The sequence below is a fragment of the Streptomyces sp. NBC_00250 genome, assembly GCF_036192275.1.
Lineage (GTDB): Bacteria > Actinomycetota > Actinomycetes > Streptomycetales > Streptomycetaceae > Streptomyces.
The window spans coordinates 2361431-2379406 of record NZ_CP108088.1; the positions used below are offsets into that span (position 1 = coordinate 2361431).

The 17976-nt window shown below is 71.0% G+C and carries 15 protein-coding genes; 4 read left to right on the plus strand and 11 right to left on the minus strand.

Features of this window, described 5'->3' with window-relative positions:
* The first annotated feature begins 87 nt into the window (after positions 1 to 87).
* A complete protein-coding gene (locus OG259_RS10640) occupies positions 88 to 408 on the plus strand; it encodes a hypothetical protein (RefSeq protein ID WP_328942055.1) in 321 nt (106 codons plus the stop codon).
* 71 nt (positions 409 to 479) lie between these two features.
* Here OG259_RS10640 and OG259_RS10645 read toward each other — a convergent pair whose 3' ends face one another.
* From OG259_RS10645 to OG259_RS10670, 6 genes are all read right to left on the minus strand, one after another.
* Positions 480 to 1154: a hypothetical protein gene (locus tag OG259_RS10645; protein ID WP_328942056.1), complete on the minus strand. Its 675-nt coding sequence runs from the start codon at positions 1152 to 1154 to the stop codon at positions 480 to 482.
* Positions 1155 to 1186: 32 nt separating this feature from the next.
* A complete protein-coding gene (locus OG259_RS10650) occupies positions 1187 to 4141 on the minus strand; it encodes a hypothetical protein (RefSeq protein WP_328942057.1) in 2955 nt (984 codons plus the stop codon).
* A gap of 44 nt (positions 4142 to 4185) precedes the next feature.
* A complete protein-coding gene (locus OG259_RS10655) occupies positions 4186 to 4734 on the minus strand; it encodes a DUF2690 domain-containing protein (protein WP_328942058.1) in 549 nt (182 codons plus the stop codon).
* A gap of 413 nt (positions 4735 to 5147) precedes the next feature.
* Positions 5148 to 6701 carry an MFS transporter gene (locus OG259_RS10660; protein ID WP_328942059.1) on the minus strand — a complete coding sequence of 518 codons (1554 nt, stop codon included), beginning with the start codon at positions 6699 to 6701 and terminating at the stop codon, positions 5148 to 5150.
* A 96-nt stretch (positions 6702 to 6797) separates the two neighbouring features.
* Positions 6798 to 7211 carry a RidA family protein gene (locus OG259_RS10665; RefSeq protein WP_328942060.1) on the minus strand — a complete coding sequence of 138 codons (414 nt, stop codon included), beginning with the start codon at positions 7209 to 7211 and terminating at the stop codon, positions 6798 to 6800.
* On the minus strand, positions 7208 to 8365 hold the full coding sequence (locus OG259_RS10670; protein ID WP_328942061.1) for an acyl-CoA dehydrogenase family protein: 1158 nt from the start codon (positions 8363 to 8365) through the stop codon (positions 7208 to 7210). Before OG259_RS10670 ends, OG259_RS10665 begins: the two co-directional genes overlap by 4 nt.
* A 180-nt stretch (positions 8366 to 8545) precedes the next feature.
* On the opposite strand from OG259_RS10670, the gene OG259_RS10675 reads away from it, so the two are divergent.
* Both OG259_RS10675 and OG259_RS10680 read left to right on the plus strand, forming a co-directional pair.
* Positions 8546 to 10168, plus strand: a complete 1623-nt coding sequence (locus OG259_RS10675; protein WP_328942062.1) for an AMP-binding protein — start codon at positions 8546 to 8548, stop codon at positions 10166 to 10168.
* 59 nt (positions 10169 to 10227) lie between these two features.
* Positions 10228 to 11055 carry a PaaX family transcriptional regulator gene (locus OG259_RS10680; RefSeq protein ID WP_328942063.1) on the plus strand — a complete coding sequence of 276 codons (828 nt, stop codon included), beginning with the start codon at positions 10228 to 10230 and terminating at the stop codon, positions 11053 to 11055.
* Here OG259_RS10680 and OG259_RS10685 read toward each other — a convergent pair.
* The 3 genes from OG259_RS10685 to OG259_RS10695 all read right to left on the minus strand — a co-directional run bounded on the left by OG259_RS10685 (position 11052) and on the right by OG259_RS10695 (position 14753).
* Positions 11052 to 11540 carry an anthrone oxygenase family protein gene (locus OG259_RS10685; protein ID WP_328942064.1) on the minus strand — a complete coding sequence of 163 codons (489 nt, stop codon included), beginning with the start codon at positions 11538 to 11540 and terminating at the stop codon, positions 11052 to 11054. The genes OG259_RS10680 and OG259_RS10685 overlap by 4 nt on opposite strands.
* 88 nt (positions 11541 to 11628) lie before the next feature.
* Positions 11629 to 13941 carry a bifunctional salicylyl-CoA 5-hydroxylase/oxidoreductase gene (locus OG259_RS10690; RefSeq protein ID WP_443051945.1) on the minus strand — a complete coding sequence of 771 codons (2313 nt, stop codon included), beginning with the start codon at positions 13939 to 13941 and terminating at the stop codon, positions 11629 to 11631.
* Positions 13926 to 14753, minus strand: coding sequence for an enoyl-CoA hydratase family protein (locus tag OG259_RS10695; RefSeq protein WP_266897844.1), 828 nt, complete (start codon positions 14751 to 14753; stop codon positions 13926 to 13928). The genes OG259_RS10690 and OG259_RS10695 overlap by 16 nt, the downstream gene beginning before the upstream one ends.
* A gap of 245 nt (positions 14754 to 14998) precedes the next feature.
* Between OG259_RS10695 and OG259_RS10700 the strand changes: the two genes are divergently transcribed.
* Complete coding sequence (locus OG259_RS10700) at positions 14999 to 15481, plus strand: ATP-binding protein (protein ID WP_328942065.1); 483 nt, start codon at positions 14999 to 15001, stop codon at positions 15479 to 15481.
* On the opposite strand, the gene argF is transcribed toward OG259_RS10700, so the two are convergent.
* Both argF and OG259_RS10710 read right to left on the minus strand, forming a co-directional pair.
* Positions 15482 to 16489, minus strand: a complete 1008-nt coding sequence (argF, locus tag OG259_RS10705; protein ID WP_328942066.1) for an ornithine carbamoyltransferase — start codon at positions 16487 to 16489, stop codon at positions 15482 to 15484.
* Positions 16490 to 16683: 194 nt separating this feature from the next.
* Positions 16684 to 17916, minus strand: coding sequence for an arginine deiminase (locus OG259_RS10710; protein ID WP_328942067.1), 1233 nt, complete (start codon positions 17914 to 17916; stop codon positions 16684 to 16686).
* Positions 17917 to 17976: the final 60 nt, after the last annotated feature.

The following is a 17976-nucleotide window of genomic DNA, read 5'->3' on the forward strand; positions in this document are numbered from 1 at the left end:
CCCCCGCACCCCGCCCGATCCGCATTCCCGCAGATTCGGCGGGGTGCATACAATTGCGCCTCCTGGATCTACTCGGAAGAGAGCATCGTGAAGAAAGCGCGCATATGTCTCGTGGTGGCATGCACTCTCATGGTCGCCGCGTGCGGAGGAAGTAGCGGATCTGTCGACACATCCAGCCTGAACGACCAGGAAAAGGAATGGGTCGAGTTCTCCTACGCGCACGAGAAGAACCAGGACATGAAAGAGACCTGGGAGGAGCTGAGCGCCGAAGGCGTCAAGTCCTACCTGGACAAGCAGCGTCCCCGCCTGTGCGGCGACACGGCAGCTCTGATGGAGGGCCTGAAGGAAGCCGGCTGGGAGGCGGGCGAGATGCAGGACTACAAGGCGAAGACCGCACTCATCTGCTGACCTCTGTTTGGCGGATGCGCGACGAAGGCCCCTGCCGTTGCCGGCAGGGGCCTTCGCGTACGGAAGCCCGGCTACTTGTCCTGCGCCACCGCGCCGCCGAGGATCCTCAGCGAGTACTTGTCGTACGCCCGGTGCAGGACCATTGCCACGGGCCCCGAGGTGAACACCGCGCTGACGACGTACTCCTTCTTGTTACCGGTCTCGGCGACCTTCTTCCCGTACAGGGAATCGGTCTCCTTCTTCGCCTGCCGGAGCCACGAGGACGCCTTGGCGTGGTCGACTCCCGTCACGTCCAAACCGGTGCAGGCGGTGAGGAAGTCAAGGCCGTCGGATTGCTTCGGGCCGGTTCTGCACACAAGGGACGACATGTCCTCGTGATCGGCGTATCCGGCCGAAACCGTCGCCCCGCTTCCACCGCGCCCGTTGACGTAGGTCCTCTTCTTTCCGTCGGGCATCTCCTGCTCGACGGGCTTGTCGAGCTTCAGCTTCCAGTCCTTCGAAAGCCCGGCGAGGAAATCCTTCCCGGTGTATCCGGTGGCCATCGTGTCCGCCGCGCCGAAGGTGGGCCGCTCGTCGCTGGCCACCGCGTGCTTCGGCAGATCGGCGGCACGCGGCGCGGTCCGCGCCGTGGTCTTGGCCGGCTCGGGACGGGCCGCCGCGGCCTTCGGACTCCGGGACGCCGCGGTGCCGGGGCTGTTGTCCCGGCTGCAGGAGACGGCTCCCGCCGTGCCGATGACGACAGCCATCAGCACGACGGGAACACGGACGGCAGCGCGGATCACAGGCCACCGTCGACGAGCGAGCACGGGCCCGGCTCCTTGTAGTTGTACGGAACGAACGCCATCGCGTCGAACACGACGTTGTCGTCCCCGGTAGCGCCCTTCTGGATGTTGTCCATCTCGATCCGGCCACCCTTCCAGAAGGTGAAGGTGCCCATCTCGAACCAGGTGTCCTTGCCCGCGCTGCGGGTCGCCTGGTTGACGTTGCAGAAGTCCGCCTTGGCGCCCGCCGTGTTCTCGCCCGGGATGAAGTCGTACCGGACGACCGCTTCCGCGGCGTGACTGGGCAGGTGGAGGTAGACCTTGTAGCGCTGGCCGGGCTGGTCCCCGGAGGGCAGCTTCTTCTGGTTGACCTGCCAGCGGCCGGTGACCCGGTGGAAGGGCTCGGTGTAGTCGTAGCTGTGCGTGAAGTAGACGTGGTGGTCGTACCCGGCGCCCAGCTGGTGGAGGTCGATGTTCGCGATGTAGGGGGTCGCGCGGTAGGTGCCGTCGCTCCTCAGCGTGGTGATGTTGTCACCGGACTGGAGGGTGAACTTGCCGTCGTCGGCTCCCTCGAAGTCCCCGCAGTCGTAGGTGTCCTCGTGCTGTCCGAGGTCATCGACGATGATCGCGCCGGTGTAGGGGCCCGGGTGGCCGAAGCAGGGGCCGTGACCGTACTTGCTCTGGAGGGCGGGCTCCCCCGAACCGAGCGAGTAACTGAGCTTCTCGGTGCTGGAGTTGCTGGTGCTCTGCGGGCCCATCCAGTCCGCGCTGCCGCTCCAGCGGCACTGGTCGTCCCAGGTCGGGCACGGGTCGGCCGCGGACGGGTTGCACGCGTTGATGGCCGGGGTGCAGAACAGGTTCTTCGGGGCCACCTTGATGACGCCCATCGGCATGTTCGGCTCGGAGTACGACTCTTCGCCGTTCCAGGTCATCTGCGGGACTTCCGCCCAGCCGAGGATCTTCTCCGAGTAGTTCCACTCGCCGGGGCGGGAGGCGTCGTTGTAGCTGTAGCGCAGGAACGGCTGCCGGTCGGCGGGGTATTCCGGGTTGATCGGGTTGTTGAAGAAGCCGACGCCGACCTTGCCGGTGGTGTAGACGCCGGAGTTGTAGCCCCACAGCGCCATGTACCAGTTCTCGATGTAGGCCGGGCTGCCGTTGTTGGCCTTCATGCCCAGGGCCTTGAGCTGGTTCCACTTCTCGGCCAGGATGCCCAGACCGGCGGCGATGTTCGCCGCGTAGTCCGTGGTGACGGCGCCGGCGCGGGTGGGATCGAGCTGCGTGTCGTGCAGCTCGGACATGCCGGTCGTCACCTGGGCGATGCCGTAGCCGCAGTCGGCCTTGCCCCGGTTGGGGTACCCGTGGGTGCCGTTCTCGTTGCCGAGCCAGTCGGACCGGGTGACGTTGCCCGAGTCACCGTTCATGGAGTGCCAGGAGGCCTGCTTGAAGTTGGACTCCTGGGCCAGGATGCCCAGCATGACCTGCGCGGGGATGTCGCCTCCGCCGGTCAGTCCCGGCTTGGGGAACAGGCCCTGCGGGGTGTACGCGGGAAGACCGGTGTCGTGCCAGTTCGCGGGGCGCGAGATGTTCAGCTGGCCGTGAACGGCCTGGTCGACCGCCCACTCGACCTGGTTCGCGCTGGCCTGGAGCGCCTGGCGCTTGGGGTCGTTGCGCTTGACGATGCAGGGGGTCTCCATCGTCCCGACCTTGCCCCAGACGGGCGCACCGTACCCGGACATGCACTTCGTCTCCGGGCCGCCCTCACCGCAGTTGGGCGGATCGTCGTCATCGGCCGTGATGAACGCGGCCGGGTCCATCGGCAGCGAGGAGTCCGACTGCGGCCGCTTGCGGTCCGAGTCCACGAGCTTGGTGGCCTTCGCACCGGTCTTGACTGCGGTGGCCTCGACGTTCAGGGTTCCGGCGCCCTCGGTCGACGGCGAGCCGATGCGCTTGGTGATGCCCTTCATCTGCTCGGAGAACAGCGAGTTGGTCACCAGGTGACCGTGGCGGGAGATACCGGCCACCCGGCCTTCCACGGCGTGCTTGGCGAGCCCCGGGGCCTTGCTGGTGTCGATCCCCTTCACGTCACCGACGACAGCGGCGCCGTCGGCCACGGGGAGGAGCTTGACCTTCCCCTTGGGGGCGCGGCCCAGTTCGGTGAAGCCCTTGCCGTTGAAGCGGGAGATGACGCTGTTCTCGCCCTGGACCGTGCCGATGTCCACGGCGCCGTTCTTCGAGGCGGTCAGCGCGAACATCGGGCCGGGCACCTTGGAGAGCTTGCGGGCGGACAGCTTCTTGCCGTTGCCCTTCAGGTCGACGAGGTTGCCGGCGAGCACACCGACGGTGCTGTCCTTCGTGGGCGTGACGTGCGTCAGGAAGCCCTCGACCGTGCGGCGGGAGGAGACCGATCCCGTGGCCGCGTCGACCGAGATCACCGTCGTCGAGCCGACGGAGGTGTCGGTGGCCGAGCTGGAGGTGAACGCCACCTCGTCGCCCGTTCCACAGCCCGGCGAGAAGTACGCCAGCTGCACCCGGTCGGGAACCTCGGTGACCTTGCCGTCGGAGAGACGGATCACCGCGGCGAACGCGCCGTTCCAGTACGCGCCGGGCTCGTTGGACCAGGCCGACGGGGCGTAGACGGCCGCCGCGTAGTTACCCGAACCCGTGGTGCAGACGTAGCCCGTCCAGGGGCCGACGTCGGACAGTTCCTTGCGGTTGAGGCGGGCGATCTCGTAGAAGGAGAACCCGTCGCTCTCCTTCGCCGAGAGGATGTGCAGCCCCTCGGCGTCGCCGGTGGCCTGCACGATCGCGTCCGACGAGGAGGCGTACTCCGACCCCAGGTCCTTGCCGGGCGTGGAGAACAGGCGGGGCGTCGTGGTGTCCGCGGCGGCGGGCGCCACCGTGCTGCCCGCGGAAGCCAGCGGAACCAGGGCGGCGGAGGCCGCCACCACGCTCATGACCAGCAGCGGGTTCATGGCGAAGTATTTTCTGAGACGTGTTTTGCGCATCATCTTCTTCCTTACATCCAGTCCGTGCAGCGGCCGTGCTGGATCGGGAGGCTCAAGTCGACCGGCTTGTCATAGGTGACGGTGGGGTCGTTGATGACGTACTTCATCGGGGCCGGGTCGAACCGGCCGTCGACGTCGTTCCAACACGCCTTCGCCGTCGTGCCCTTCCAGTTCTGCATCTTGGTGTAGGCACCTGCCACACCGTCACCGAGCAGACCCGACGTGTCGTAGACCTGGATGCCGCCGTCGGGATCACGCGTCGCCCACAGCGTCAGGTACACGTAGTCGGGCGACGTGTCGAGATCGCGTGAGACCTTCGCCCATACCCCCTGACATTGCGGTGACCACATCAGCCGGATCGCGACCGAGCCGTCCGACTCGGTGATCTGCTGCAGAATCTGGGCATCGGCATCACATCCCATCTGAATGGGGTCCTTGCCCTCACAAGAGGCGCGCCAGCAGCCGGCTGCGGCCGCCGGGGAGGCCTGAATTCCCTGAAAAGCCCCCGCCAGTAGCGTCAGCGCAGCCGCTACCGGCCCCCATCTACGTATGCCTTGCACTCACTTCTCCTCAGCTATTCATTCCCCGTGCCGGTTCCGGCATCGGAGGGACCTCCGCAGACTACGCGAACAGACGTGCGGCTAAGGGGTGTTGACCAGCCCGTTACCTGCGGCGATGCCGAAGCTGGACATCTTGTGGCACTGCACCTCATCGGTGGTGCGTGATCACAGAGCGGGACGTGTCAGGCGGATTTTTCGCGGCGAGCAAAGAGGTATGTACCTGCCGCAACGGCAATGCGGAGTGCTGCGGAACAATCGCTGCACATGGGTCTATTCCCGTTCGCCCAAGGCCGACAAATGACTATTCGACGACGTGAGGCGGACCCCGCCGCGCACGAACGCCCGACCTTTCGGTCGGGCGTTCGTGCGCGGCGGGGTCCGGGGTGCGGCCGGGAAGATCCGACCGAGGCGGTTCAGCCGCCCGGGCCCGGAATCCCGCCCTTGAGACGTTCGATGTCCGAGGGGCGGACCTGGATCACGAAGAGGGCGACCAGTGCGCCGACCACGGCGAAGATGGCCGCCGTGACGAAGCCCGCGGAGACGCCGGAGGTCAGCACCTGGTCGCTCCAAGGGGCGGGCAGTTGGCCGGTCTTGGCGAACTGGGCCTTCTCCAGCGGGCCGGCCTGGGAGAGGAAGGCGGCGACCTGTTCGTCCGCCTCGTTGCGGCTGGCCGTGCCGAAGACCGTCACCAGGATCGACAGGCCCAGTGAACCGCCCACCTGCTGCATGGCGTTGAGCAGGCCGGACGCGGCGCCCGACTCCTGGGGTTCGACGTTCGACAGCGCCATGATGGTCAGGGAGACGAACATCAGGCCCATGCCGAGACCGAAGACGAGGATCGGGCCGAGGATGCTGCCGAGATAGGTGGAGTTGACGTCGGTCAGGGTCAGCCAGGACAGTCCCGCCGCGGCGAGCACCGAGCCCGTCACCATGAAGGGCTTGGGGCCGTACCGGGGCAGCAGGTTGGACGTGAGGCCGGCGCCGACCCCGATGATCGCGCTGACCGGCAGGAACGCGAGCCCTGTCGCCAGGGGGCTGAAGCCCAGCACCTGCTGGACGAACAGGGTGAGGAAGAAGAACATCCCGAAGATGGCCGCCGCCAGGCAGAGCATGATCACGTAGGTGCCCGAGCGGTTGCGGTCGGCGAACATGTGCAGGGGTGTGATGGGTTGCTGGGAGCGCCGCTCGATCAGGATGAACGTGGCCAGGAGGACGACCGCCGCGACGAACGAGCCGATCGTGTACGGATCGCTCCAGCCCTCCTGGGCGGCCCGGATGAACCCGTACACCAGAGCCACCATGCCGAGCGTGGAGGTGAGCGCGCCGGCCAGGTCGAAGTGGCCGGGGTGGCGCTCGGACTCCTTGACGTGTCGCGGGGTGAGGAAGGCGATGATCAGGGCGATCGGCACGTTGACGAAGAAGATCCAGCGCCAGTCGAGCCATTGGACGAGCATGCCGCCCGCGACCAGGCCGATCGCGCCGCCGCCGGCCGAGACTCCCGCGAAGACGCCGAAGGCCCGGTTGCGCTCCGGGCCTTCGTCGAACGTCGTGGTGATGAGGGAGAGCGAGGTCGGTGAGGCGATCGCGCCGCCGACGCCCTGGAGGGCGCGCGCCGCGAGGAGTTGCCACTCGCTCTGCGCGAGTCCGCAGAAGAGCGACGCGAGCCCGAAGAGCAGCACGCCGAAGATGAACACGCGGCGCCTGCCCAGGATGTCGCCGGCGCGTCCGCCCAGGAGGAGCAGACCGCCGAAGGTCAGGGTGTAGGCGTTGACCACCCAGGACAGGCTGGTGGTGGAGAAGTCCAGCGCGGTCTGGATGTGGGGGAGCGCGATGTTCACGATGGTGATGTCGAGGACCACCATCAGCTGACACGAGGCGATCACGAACAGGGCGATGCCCTTGCCGTCTCCGCCGCTCTTGCGGGGGACGGTCGCCGTCGGTGTCTTCGGCTCGGGTGTGCTACTCATGGCTATTCATGGCGCATCACGCCCTCACTTGAGGCGCCGTGGGCCGGTCAGTCCACCTTTCGACACTAAGCCCGGCCTGCGTGGGTGACCAATTGATCAAGCATGCGCGGGCTCGTCCAGGACCGCGAAGCCGTCCAGCTCCACCAGGGCCTGCTCGTCCCAGAGGCGCACGACTCCGATCACGGCCATCGCCGGGTAGTCACGGCCTGCCAACCGGCGCCAGATGCGGCCGAGTTCGGACGCGTGGGTGCGGTAGTCCTCGACGTCGGTGGTGTAGACGGTGACGCGGGCGAGGTCGGCCGGGGTGCCGCCGGCGTGGCGCAGGGCGGTGAGCAGATTGCCGAGCGCGGTGGTGAACTGCTCGGCGAGGGTGTCCCCCACGACGGCGCCCTCGCTGTCGAGCGCGGTCTGGCCGGCGAGGAAGACGAGCCGGGTGCCGGTGGCGGTCACGGCGTGGGAGAAGCCGGTGGGCGGGGCGAGTTCGGCGGGGTTGTGCCGGTGCAGGCTCATGACGACGGCTCCTCCTGGCTCCCGTTGACGGTACGGCGGTGGGACGCGTACAGCTCCTTGGCGATGATCGTGCGCTGGACCTCGGTGGCGCCCTCGTAGATCCGGGGTGCGCGGACCTCGCGGTAGAGGTGTTCGAGGAGATGGCCGCGCTGCAGGGCTCGGGCGCCGTGGAGCTGGACGGCGGCGTCGACGACGTACTGGGCTGTCTCGGTGGCGAGGAGCTTGGCCATGGCGGAGCGCCGGGGCACGTCGGGATCCCCCTCGTCGTACGCGGTGGCCGCCGCGTACACGAGGAGGCGGGCGGCCTCGGTACGGGTGGCCATCTCGGCGATCCTGTGCGCGACGGCCTGGAGGTCGGCGAGGTGTCCGCCGAAGGCGGGGCGGCCGGCGGTGTGGGCGAGGGCGGCGTCCAGGGCGGCCTGGGCCATCCCGACGGCGAAGGCCCCGACGCTGGGCCGGAAGAGGTTGAGGGTGTGCATGGCGACCCGGAAGCCCCGGTCGGGTTCGCCGAGCAGGTCCTCGGGGCCGACGGGGACGCCGTCGAAGGTGAGGGTGCCGAGGGCGTGCGGGGCGAGCATGTCGAGGGCCTCGCCGCCGAGTCCGGGCCGGTCGGCGGGGACGAGGAAGGCGGTGACGCCGCGGGCTCCGGCGCCCGGGGTGGTGCGGGCGAAGACGGTGGCGAAGTCGGCTTCGGGGGCGTTGGAGATCCAGCGCTTCTCTCCGTGGAGGCGCCAGCCCCCCGCGCCGTCGGGACGGGCCTCAAGGGCGAGTGCGGCGGCGTCGGAGCCCGCGTCGGGCTCGGAGAGCGCGAAGGCGGCGACCGCCCGTCCCGCGGTGGCCTCGGGGAGCCAGCGGGCGCGCTGCGCGGGGGTGCCGAAGGCGGCGACGGGGTGGGTGCCGAGGCCCTGGAGGGCGAGGGCGGTCTCGGCCTCGGTGCAGGTCCGGGCGAGGGATTCGCGCAGGAGGCAGAGTTCGAGGGCGCCGGCGTCGAAGAGCCGGGCGAGGAGGCCGAGCTCGCCGAGCGCGGCGACGAGGGGGCGGTTGACCCGGCCTGGTTCGCCCTTGTCGGCGAGGGGCTTCAGGCGTTCGGCGGCGAGGGTGCGGAGCTCCGCACACCAGGTGGTCTGTTCCGGATCGAGCGAGAATGCGGGCATGTGGGCCCTCTCTGACGCCCTCGGGCGTCTTCGTCCCTGTGCCGTCCGGCGTCACCGTGCCGTCCGGCGCCTCCGGCGGGGTGCCAGCAAGCACCTTTGTCGCGAACCGTTGACTGTCGTCACCAACACGATACGCTCGTGGGGCGACGGACGACCCCACCACGACAGGGGGACGGACTCATGGAGCTGACACCCTCGGCCCATCTCGACACGTTCGCCCGCGACCGGCTGCCCCCGCCGGACCGGTGGCCGCGTCTCCTCTTCGACCTCCCGGAGCTGGCGTACCCCGACCGGCTCAACTGCGGCGCGGAACTCCTCGACCGTACGACGGAACGATTCGGCGCCGACCGACCCGCCTTCCACGACGGCGAGGGCGGCGTCTGGACCTACGGAGACCTCCAGGACCGGGTCGACCGCATCGCCCACGTCCTCACCTCCGACCTGCGGGTCCGGCCCGGCAACCGGGTCCTCCTCCGCGGCCCCACCACCCCCTGGCTCGCCGCCTGCTGGCTCGCCGTGATGAAGGCGGGCGCGGTCGCCGTCACCGTCCTGGCCCAGCAGCGCGCCCCCGAGCTGGCCGTGATGGCCGACGCGGCCCGCTGCAGCCACGCCCTCTGCGACGTCCACACCGTCGACGAACTCCACAACGCCCGGATCCCGGGGCTCCGCATCACCACCTTCGGCGGGGAGGGACCCGACGACCTCCTCGCCCTCGCCGCCCGCCGCCCCGGCCCGTACACCGCCGTGGAGACGGCCGCCGACGACGTGGCCCTCATCGCCTTCACCTCCGGCACGACCGGGCGGCCCAAGGGCTGCGTCCACTTCCACCGGGACGTCCTGGCCGTCGCCGACACCTTCTCCGCGCACGTCCTGCGCCCACTGCCCGACGACGTCTTCGCCGGTTCGCCGCCGCTCGCCTTCACCTTCGGCCTCGGCGGCCTCGTCGTCTTCCCCCTGCGGGCCGGGGCGAGCGCGGTCCTCCTCGAACAGGCCGGACCGAAGCAGCTGCTCGCCGCGATCGAGCGGCACCGGGTCTCGGTGGTCTTCACCGCCCCCACGGCCTACCGGGTCATGCTCGACGAGCTGACCCAGGGCACCGCCCCGGACCTCGGCTCGCTGCGCCGCTGCGTCTCGGCCGGCGAGAACCTGCCGGAGGCCACCTGGAAGGCCTGGTACGCCCGCACCGGGCTGCGCCTGATCAACGGCATCGGCGCCACCGAGCTCCTGCACATCTTCATCTCCGCCGCCGACGGCGACATACGCCCCGGCACCACCGGCCGCCCGGTCCCCGGCTGGCAGGCCAGGATCGTCGACCACGACGGCAAGGGCGTCCCGGACGGCGAGGAGGGGCTGCTCGCGGTACGCGGCCCGGTCGGCTGCCGCTATCTGGCCGATCCCCGCCAGTCGGAGTACGTACGCGAGGGCTGGAACGTCACGGGAGACACGTACGTCCGCGAGCCGGACGGCTACTTCCGCTATGTCTCACGGGCCGACGACATGATCATCTCGGCCGGGTACAACATCGCGGGACCGCAGGTCGAGGAGGTCCTCCTCGACCACCCCGACGTGGTGGAGACGGCGGTGATCGGCCGCCCCGACGAGCTGCGCGGACAGGTCGTCGTGGCCTACGCGGTCGTGCGGGAGGGGGTGCCGCGCGACTCCGGCACGGCCGCCGCGCTGCGGGCCTTCGTCCGCGCCCGCCTCGCCCCGTACAAGTCGCCCCGCGAGATCGTCTTCCTCGACGCGCTGCCGCGCACGCCCACCGGCAAACTCCAGCGCTTCCGGCTGCGCGACCCGGCGTGAGCGGGGCACCATCCGGCACGACCGGGCGTGACCGCGGCACCACCCTCTAAAGTGATCACGTGGCCGAGCAGCACACTCCCCGATCCCTGATCGTCTCCCTCTACGGCGCGTACGGCCGTGCGCCCGACGGGGCGCCGATGCCGGTGGCCGCGCTCATCCGGCTGCTCGCGGTCCTCGGGGTGGACGCGCCCTCGGTGCGCTCCTCGGTGTCGCGGCTCAAGCGGCGCGGACTGCTGCTGCCGGGCCGGACGGCCGACGGGGCGGCCGGGTACGCGCTCTCCGACGACGCCCGCAGGCTCCTGGACGACGGTGACCGCCGCATCTACGCCCGTACCGAGCCCAAGCTCGCCGAGGGCTGGGTCCTCGCCGTCTTCTCGGTCCCCGAGGCCGAGCGGCACAAGCGGCACCTGCTGCGCTCCCGGCTCGCCCGCCTCGGCTTCGGCACGGCGGCGCCCGGCGTCTGGATCGCACCCGCACGGCTGTACGAGGAGACCCGGAACGCCCTGGAGCGCCTGGAGCTCTCCCCGTACGTGGACCTCTTCCGGGGCGACCACCTGGGCTATGCGGCGACGGCCGGGGCGGTGGCCCGCTGGTGGGACCTGCCGGCCATCGCCGCGCTCCACGAGGAGTTCCTCGCCGCCCACGAGCCGGTGCTCCGGGCCTGGCGGACGGCCCCGGCGGCCCCCGAGGACGCCTACCGGGACTATCTGCTCGCCCTGGACTCCTGGCGGCGCCTGCCGTACGCGGACCCGGTGCTCCCGGCCGAGCTCCTGCCCGACGACTGGCCGGGCCGGCGCTCGGCGGAGGTCTTCGCGGCCCTGCACGAACTGCTGTGGGACCGGGGCGCGGAGTTCGTCCGCCCGTTCCTGTCCGGGTCCGGGGACTAGTCCCCGGACCGGGTCCGCACCGACAGGGCCCGGAGGAGGCAGGCGAGGCCCACCGTGCTGAGGACCGCGCGGACGATGTTCCACGTCACCCAGGGGCCCTCGAAGGCGGCGCGGGCGGCCGACGGGTCCTCGGCGGCCGCGAGGGCGTCGTTGAGGGGCACGTTCACCGCCGAGGTGACCAGGAAGACGGCCACCGAGAGGGCCAGCCCGGCGAACATCCAGACCCGCGCCCGGGTGGCGCGGTACTGCCAGGCCGCCACCGCCGTGAGGATCGTCGCCCCGAAGAACACGCTGAAGAACAGCGGGTTCTGGATCACGTCGTTGATGTTCCGCATCACTTCGACGTAGACCCGGTCGTCGCTGCGCGCCAGCGCCGGCATCACCGAGCAGACGTACGCGAACCACACCCCCGCGACCAGTCCGGTCGCCGCCGTCGCCGCGCCGAGGACCGCCCCGGCACCCTTCCCACCCCGCTGCTGTGTCATGTCCCCATTCAAGAGCAGGGGCGGTGCCGCGGACCATGCTTGTGCGTCGCCCCCGCATACGCGGGCGTCCACGGACCCCGGGGCGCCCTCAGCCCCGGCGGCCGGTCGGGGGTGGCCTGTTGCCCGCGCGGTACGGCGCCGGCCAGGGTGCGGCGGGGCCCTCGTAGCCCTGTTCGGCGGCCGCGTGCAGGGTCCAGTGGGGGTCGTAGAGGTGCGGGCGGGCCAGGGCGCACAGGTCCGCGCGGCCCGCCAGGAGCAGGGAGTTGACGTCGTCCCACGAGGAGATCGCGCCGACGGCGACGACGGGGACCCCGGCCTCGTTGCGGATCCGGTCGGCGTACGGGGTCTGGTAGGAGCGGCCGTAGGCGGGGGCCTCGTCGGGGACGACCTGGCCGGTGGAGACGTCGATCGCGTCGGCTCCGTGGTCCGCGAAGGCCCGGGCGATCGCGACGGCGTCCTCGTCGCTCGTACCGCCCCCGGACCAGTCGGTGGCCGAGATGCGGACGGTCATGGGACGGTCCCCTGGCCACACCTCCCGTACCGCGTCGAAGACTTCGAGCGGGAAGCGCAGCCGGCCGTCGAGGTCTCCCCCGTACGCGTCGGTGCGGTGGTTGGTGAGCGGGGAGAGGAAGCCGGAGAGCAGGTAGCCGTGGGCGCAGTGCAGTTCGAGGAGGTCGAAGCCGGATCGGGCCGCACGCCGGGCGGCGGCCGTGAACTCCTCGCGCACGGCGGCGAGTCCGGCGCGGTCGAGGGCGCGCGGGGTCTGGTTGACGCCGGGCCGGTACGGGAGGGGTGAGGCGGCGACGAGGGGCCAGTTGCCCTCGGACAGGGGCTGGTCGATGCCCTCCCACATGCGCCGGGTGGAGCCCTTGCGGCCGGAGTGGCCGAGCTGGACGCCGAGCGCGGTACCGGGTGCCTGCGCGTGGACGAAGGAGGCGATACGGGCCCAGGCGGCGGCCTGTTCGTCGGTCCACAGGCCGGTGCAGCCGGGGGTGATGCGGCCCTCGGGGCTCACGCAGACCATCTCGGTCATCACGAGTCCGGGGCCGCCGAGGGCCCTGGACCCCAGGTGGACGAGGTGGAAGTCGCCGGGGACGCCGTCCTCGGCGACGTACATGTCCATGGGTGAGACGACGATCCGGTTGCGCAGGGTCAGTCCCCTGAGCCGGAAGGGGGTGAACATGGGCGGGGTGCCGGGCGGGCAGCCGAAGTCGCGTTCGACGGTGGCGGTGAACGCCGGGTCGCGAAGCCGCAGGTTGGCGTGGGTGACGCGGCGGCTGCGGGTGAGCAGGTCGAAGGCGAACCGGCGGGGCGGCCGGTCGGCATGGCCCGCGAGCTCCTCGAACCACTGGAGGCTGGCGGTGGCCGCGCGCTGGGTGGACTCGACGACGGGGCGGCGCTCGGCCTCGTAGGCGGCGAGGGCCTCGTCGGGGGCGGGGTGGTCGCGGAGGCTGTGGGCCAGGGCCAGGGCGTCCTCGACGGCCAGTTTGGTGCCGGACCCGATGGAGAAGTGCGCGGTGTGGGCGGCGTCGCCGATGAGCACGGTGTTGCCGTACGACCAGCGCTCGTTGACGACCGTGCGGAACGCGGTCCAGGCGGAGTGGTGGGAGCGCAGTTCCCGGCCGCCCAGCGCCTCGGTGAAGAGCTTGGCGCAGCGGACGGTGGACTCGGCCTCGTCGAGTTCGTCGAACCCGGCCGCCCGCCAGACCTCCTCGCGCATCTCGACGATGGCGGTGGAGGCGCCGGCCTCGTAGGGATAGGCGTGCAGCTGCATCACGCCGTACTCGGTCTCGGCGGTCTCGAAGCGGAAGGCGTCGAAGGCGAAGTCCGCGGCGAGCCAGATGTAGCGGCAGCGGTGGGTGGTGATCCGGGGGCGAAAGTGCCCGGCGTGGGCCTCGCGGGTGCGGCTGTGGACGCCGTCGGCGGCGACGACCAGGTCGTGGCCGGCGGCGAGGACGTCGGCGGGCGGGGCCTCGGTGCGGAAGCGGAGCCGTACGCCCAGGTCGGTGCAGCGGGCGTGCAGGATCTCCAGGAGCCGACGGCGGCCGAGGGCGGCGAAGCCGTGGCCGGTGGAGGTGGTGCGGTGGCCCCGGTGGACGACGTCGATGTCGTCCCAGCGGACCATGTCGCGGCCGAGTGCCTCGTAGACGACGGGGTCGGCGTCCCGGATGCCGCCGAGGGTCTCGTCGGAGAGGACGACGCCGAAGCCGAAGGTGTCGGAGGGCGCGTTCCGCTCGTAGACGGTGACCTCGCGGGCGGGGTCGAGGCGCTTGAGGAGGGCGGCGGCGTAGAGCCCGCCGGGACCGCCGCCGACCACGGCGATACGGGAGAGGGCGGGGCCGACGCCCTGACCCGTGCCGACACCCCGGCCGGGGCCCGGCATCGTCAGCACCCCCGCCATTTCGGGGGCCGCTTCTCCGTGAAGGCGGCGTGGAACTCGGCGTAGTCCGCGCCGTTCATGAGGAGGGCCTGGGTGGCCGCGTCCAGTTCGATGGAGGCGGCGAGCGGCATGTCGAGCTCCGAGGTGAGCAGCGCCTTGGTCTGGGCGAGGGCGAGGGCCGGGCCGTCGGCGAGGCGGCGGGCCAGCTCGGCGGCCCGCTCCCCCGCACGGCCCTCCTCGGTGAGCTCGGAGAGCAGGCCGATGCGCTCGGCCTCGGGGGCAAGGACGGGCTCGCCCAGCATGAGGAGCCGGGTGGCGTGGCCGAGGCCGACGACCCGGGGCAGCAGATAGGCCGCGCCCATGTCGCCGCCGGAGAGTCCGACCCGGGTGAAGAGGAACGCGAAGCGGGTGGTGGGGTCGGCGATCCGGAAGTCGGCGGCGAGCGCCAGGACGGCCCCGGCGCCCGCGGCGACGCCGTGGAGGGCGGCGACGACCGGGAAGGGGCACTCGCGGAGGGCCCGGACGACCTGGCCCGTCATCCGGTTGAAGTCGAGGAGCTGGGCGGTGTCGAGGGAGAGGGTGGCGCCGATGATCTCGTCGACGTCGCCGCCGGAGCAGAACCCGCGGCCCTCGCCGTCGAGGACCAGCGCGCGGACGGACCGCTCGCGGGAGAGCTCGGCGAGGAGGTCGCGCAGATCGGCGTAGGCGCCGAAGGTGAGGGCGTTGAGTTTCGCGGGGCGGGCCAGCGTGACGGTGGCGACGCCCCGGTCGATGTCGAGGCGCAGGTGCTGCCAGCGTGGCGTGCGGGGCGTGGAGCCGGTAAAGGGGCTCATCCGGAACGGCCTCCTTCCTCCATTCGGAGGGTATCACTCAGTTGTGACCGTCGTCACGAGTGCGCGATAAAGGAGGTGTGGGGATGGACCGCCCAAAGTCCCGGCAGTCGGTGACCGAGGTCCCTACCCGTCAGGGAGGGGTGCCTCTGACGAAAAAATTTGCACCTCGTAAGGTTGAAACCAGGACGTCTCGGGATGCCTCCACCCCACTCGCCCACCCCCACCCGGTGAAGGGAGCCTGCCCCATGCCCGATGCCACCGGACCCGCAGCGAACGGACCGCCCGCCGCCGCCTGGCGGGTCCAGCTGCCTCACACGACCGCCGCGGTGCCGATCGCCCGCGCCCTGATCCGTACCGCCCTCACCGACCTCGACCTCGCCCCCGAGGCCGCCGACCGCCCCGACCGCGACACGGCGGAACTGCTCACCGCCGAGCTGGTCGCCAACGCCGTCGAGCACACCGCGGGCCGCGGGCCCATCGAGCTGGTCGTCGAACTGCTCGCCACGCCCGGCGGCTGCCAGATCGAGGTCCACGACTCCGAGCCCGCGCGCCCCGGTGAGCTCGTCTGCCCCGACCCGGGCGCCGAGGTCGACCCCTGGCAGGAGCACGGCCGGGGCCTGCTCCTCATCCGGGCGCTCAGCAGCGACTGCGGGCACCGCCCCACCGCGCAGGGCAAGGCGGTCTGGTTCACGCTCCCGGGGATACCGGCGCAGCGGACCCGTTCGTGATCAATGCACCGGGGCCATCGTGGCGACCAGGACCGCCTTGATCGTGTGCATCCGGTTCTCCGCCTCGTCGAAGACGACCGAGTGCGCCGACTCGAAGACCTCGTCGGAGACCTCCAGCTCGGTCAGGCCGTGCCGGGCGTGGATGTCCCGCCCGACGGCCGTACCCAGGTCGTGGAAGGCCGGCAGGCAGTGCAGGAACTTGACGTCGGGGTTCCCGGTGGCGCGCAGCACGTCCATGGTCACGGAGTACGGGGCGAGGGCGGCGATCCGCTCGTCCCAGACCTCCTTGGGCTCCCCCATGGAGACCCAGACGTCGGTGGCCACGAAGTCGGCGCCCCGGACCCCCTCCGCCACGTCCTCGACGAGGGTGACGGTGGCCCCGCTGGTCTCGGCGAGCTCACGGGCGGCGGCGACGACGCCCTCGGCCGGCCAGTACGCCCGCGGGGCGACGATCCGTACGTCCATGCCGAGGAGGGCGCCGGTGACCAGGTAGGAGTTGCCCATGTTGAAGCGGGCGTCGCCGAGGTAGGCGAAGGTGATCGCGTCGAGCGGCTTGTCCGTGTGCTCGGTCATGGTGAGGACGTCGGCGAGCATCTGGGTGGGGTGCCAGTCGTCGGTGAGCCCGTTGAAGACGGGGACGCCCGCGAAGGCGGCGAGTTCCTCGACCACGGTCTGGCCGTCGCCCCGGTACTCGATGCCGTCGAACATCCGACCGAGGACGCGGGCGGTGTCCTTGACCGACTCCTTGTGGCCCATCTGGGAGCCGGAGGGGTCCAGGTAGGTTGTGGAGGCGCCCTGGTCGGCGGCGGCGACCTCGAAGGCGCAGCGGGTGCGGGTCGAGGTCTTCTCGAAGATCAGCGCGATGTTCCTGCCACGCAGCCGCTGAACCTCGGTGCCGGCCTTCTTGGCCGCCTTGAGCTCGGCGGCGAGCTCGATCAGGCCGCGGAACTCCTCGGCGGTGAAGTCCAGCTCCTTGAGGAAGTGGCGGCCGATGAGGTCTGTGGCCATGGGACGCGCTCCTGGGGGTACGTGTCGAGGGGACGGCGATCGAGGGATCGGCGATCGGGGACCCTGGAAGTCTATACGCACTTCAACATTTATATACAGCCCCCTCCGGGGTCCCGGCCGACACCGGCAGACCGGCCGTCGGGCGACGCGACCCTCGGGGTCGCGTCGCGGGCCCAGGGCCGGCGTCGCGCGCCTCAGGCCGCGTCCCGCTCCACCGGGCAGCTCATACAGCGCGGGCCGCCCCTCCCCCGGCCCAGCTCGCTGCCCGGGATCTCGATCACCTCGATGCCCTGCTTGCGCAGATGGGTGTTGGTGGTGACGTTCCGCTCGTACGCGACGACCACCCCCGGCTCCACCGCGAGCACGTTGCACCCGTCGTCCCACTGCTCGCGCTCGGCCGCGTGCACGTCCTGCGTCGCCGTGAGGACCCGGATGTCCTGCAGCCCGAGCGCCGCGGCGATCGCGCTGTGCATCTGCTCCGGCGGATGGTCGGTCACCCGCAGGGACTGGCCCGCGTCCCCCGGCTCGATCGTGTAGGAACGGAGCATCCCGAGCCCCGCGTACTGCGTGAACGTGTCCTGGTCGACCATCGTCATCACCGTGTCCAGGTGCATGAACGCCCGCCGCTTCGGCATGTCGAGCGCGATGATCGTGCGCGCCGAACCCGCCGCGAACATGCCCCGGGCCAGCATCTCCACCGCCTGCGGCGTCGTCCGCTCGCTCATCCCGATGAGCACGGCGCCGTTGCCGATGACCAGGACGTCCCCGCCCTCGATCGTCGACGGGTAGTCGGTCTGCCCCTCCGACCAGTGATGGAAGGCGCCCGCCTCGGCGCCGGTGAAGAGGGGGTGGTGCTTGTAGATCGCCTCGAAGTGGACGGTCTCGCGCTGCCGGGCGGGCCAGCGCATCGCGTTGATCGAGACGCCGTCGTAGATCCAGGCCGAGGTGTCCCGGGTGAAGAGATGGTTCGGCAGCGGGCCGAGGACGAAGTCGTCCAGGTCCATGGCGTGGAAACGGACCGAGGTCGGCTCCCGGTGCGCCGCCAGGAACTCCCGCTTCGTCATCCCGCCGACCAGCGCCTCGGCCAGCGCGCCGGGGTCCAGCGAGTCGAACGCGGCCCGGAGATGGTCGGCTGCGAGCGGCCCGTACTCCTTCTCGTCGAAGACCCGGTCGAGCACGAGCGCGCGGGCCGTCGGCACTTCCAGGGACTCGCTCAGCAGGTCCCCGAAGAGATGCACCTCCACGCCCCGGTCGCGCAGCACGTCCGCGAAGCCGTCGTGCTCCTGCCGGGCCCGGCGCACCCAGAGCACGTCGTCGAAGAGCAGGGCGTCCTTGTTGGACGGGGTGAGCCGCTTCAGCTCCAGATCGGGCCGGTGCAGGATGACGCGGCGCAGCCGCCCGGTCTCGGAATCGACATGGAATCCCATGCGTCCATCCTGACGGAGCCGGGCGGCCGCGGCCTGCGTTTCGGGACAGGCAGGGGCGGG

Bases quoted from the DNA above. Each gene is read 5' to 3' on its own strand.
- OG259_RS10670 (WP_328942061.1), bottom strand. From the start codon at position 8,365: ATGCCCGCATTCTCGCTCGATCCGGAACAGACCACCTGGTGTGCGGAG.
- argF (WP_328942066.1), bottom strand. From the start codon at position 16,489: ATGGCCACAGACCTCATCGGCCGCCACTTCCTCAAGGAGCTGGACTTC.
- OG259_RS10645 (WP_328942056.1), bottom strand. From the start codon at position 1,154: ATGGCTGTCGTCATCGGCACGGCGGGAGCCGTCTCCTGCAGCCGGGAC.
- OG259_RS10650 (WP_328942057.1), bottom strand. From the start codon at position 4,141: ATGAACCCGCTGCTGGTCATGAGCGTGGTGGCGGCCTCCGCCGCCCTG.
- OG259_RS10710 (WP_328942067.1), bottom strand. From the start codon at position 17,916: ATGGGATTCCATGTCGATTCCGAGACCGGGCGGCTGCGCCGCGTCATC.
- OG259_RS10660 (WP_328942059.1), bottom strand. From the start codon at position 6,701: ATGAGTAGCACACCCGAGCCGAAGACACCGACGGCGACCGTCCCCCGC.
- OG259_RS10675 (WP_328942062.1), top strand. From the start codon at position 8,546: ATGGAGCTGACACCCTCGGCCCATCTCGACACGTTCGCCCGCGACCGG.
- OG259_RS10665 (WP_328942060.1), bottom strand. From the start codon at position 7,211: ATGAGCCTGCACCGGCACAACCCCGCCGAACTCGCCCCGCCCACCGGC.
- OG259_RS10700 (WP_328942065.1), top strand. From the start codon at position 14,999: ATGCCCGATGCCACCGGACCCGCAGCGAACGGACCGCCCGCCGCCGCC.
- OG259_RS10685 (WP_328942064.1), bottom strand. From the start codon at position 11,540: ATGACACAGCAGCGGGGTGGGAAGGGTGCCGGGGCGGTCCTCGGCGCG.
- OG259_RS10690 (WP_443051945.1), bottom strand. From the start codon at position 13,941: ATGGCGGGGGTGCTGACGATGCCGGGCCCCGGCCGGGGTGTCGGCACG.
- OG259_RS10695 (WP_266897844.1), bottom strand. From the start codon at position 14,753: ATGAGCCCCTTTACCGGCTCCACGCCCCGCACGCCACGCTGGCAGCAC.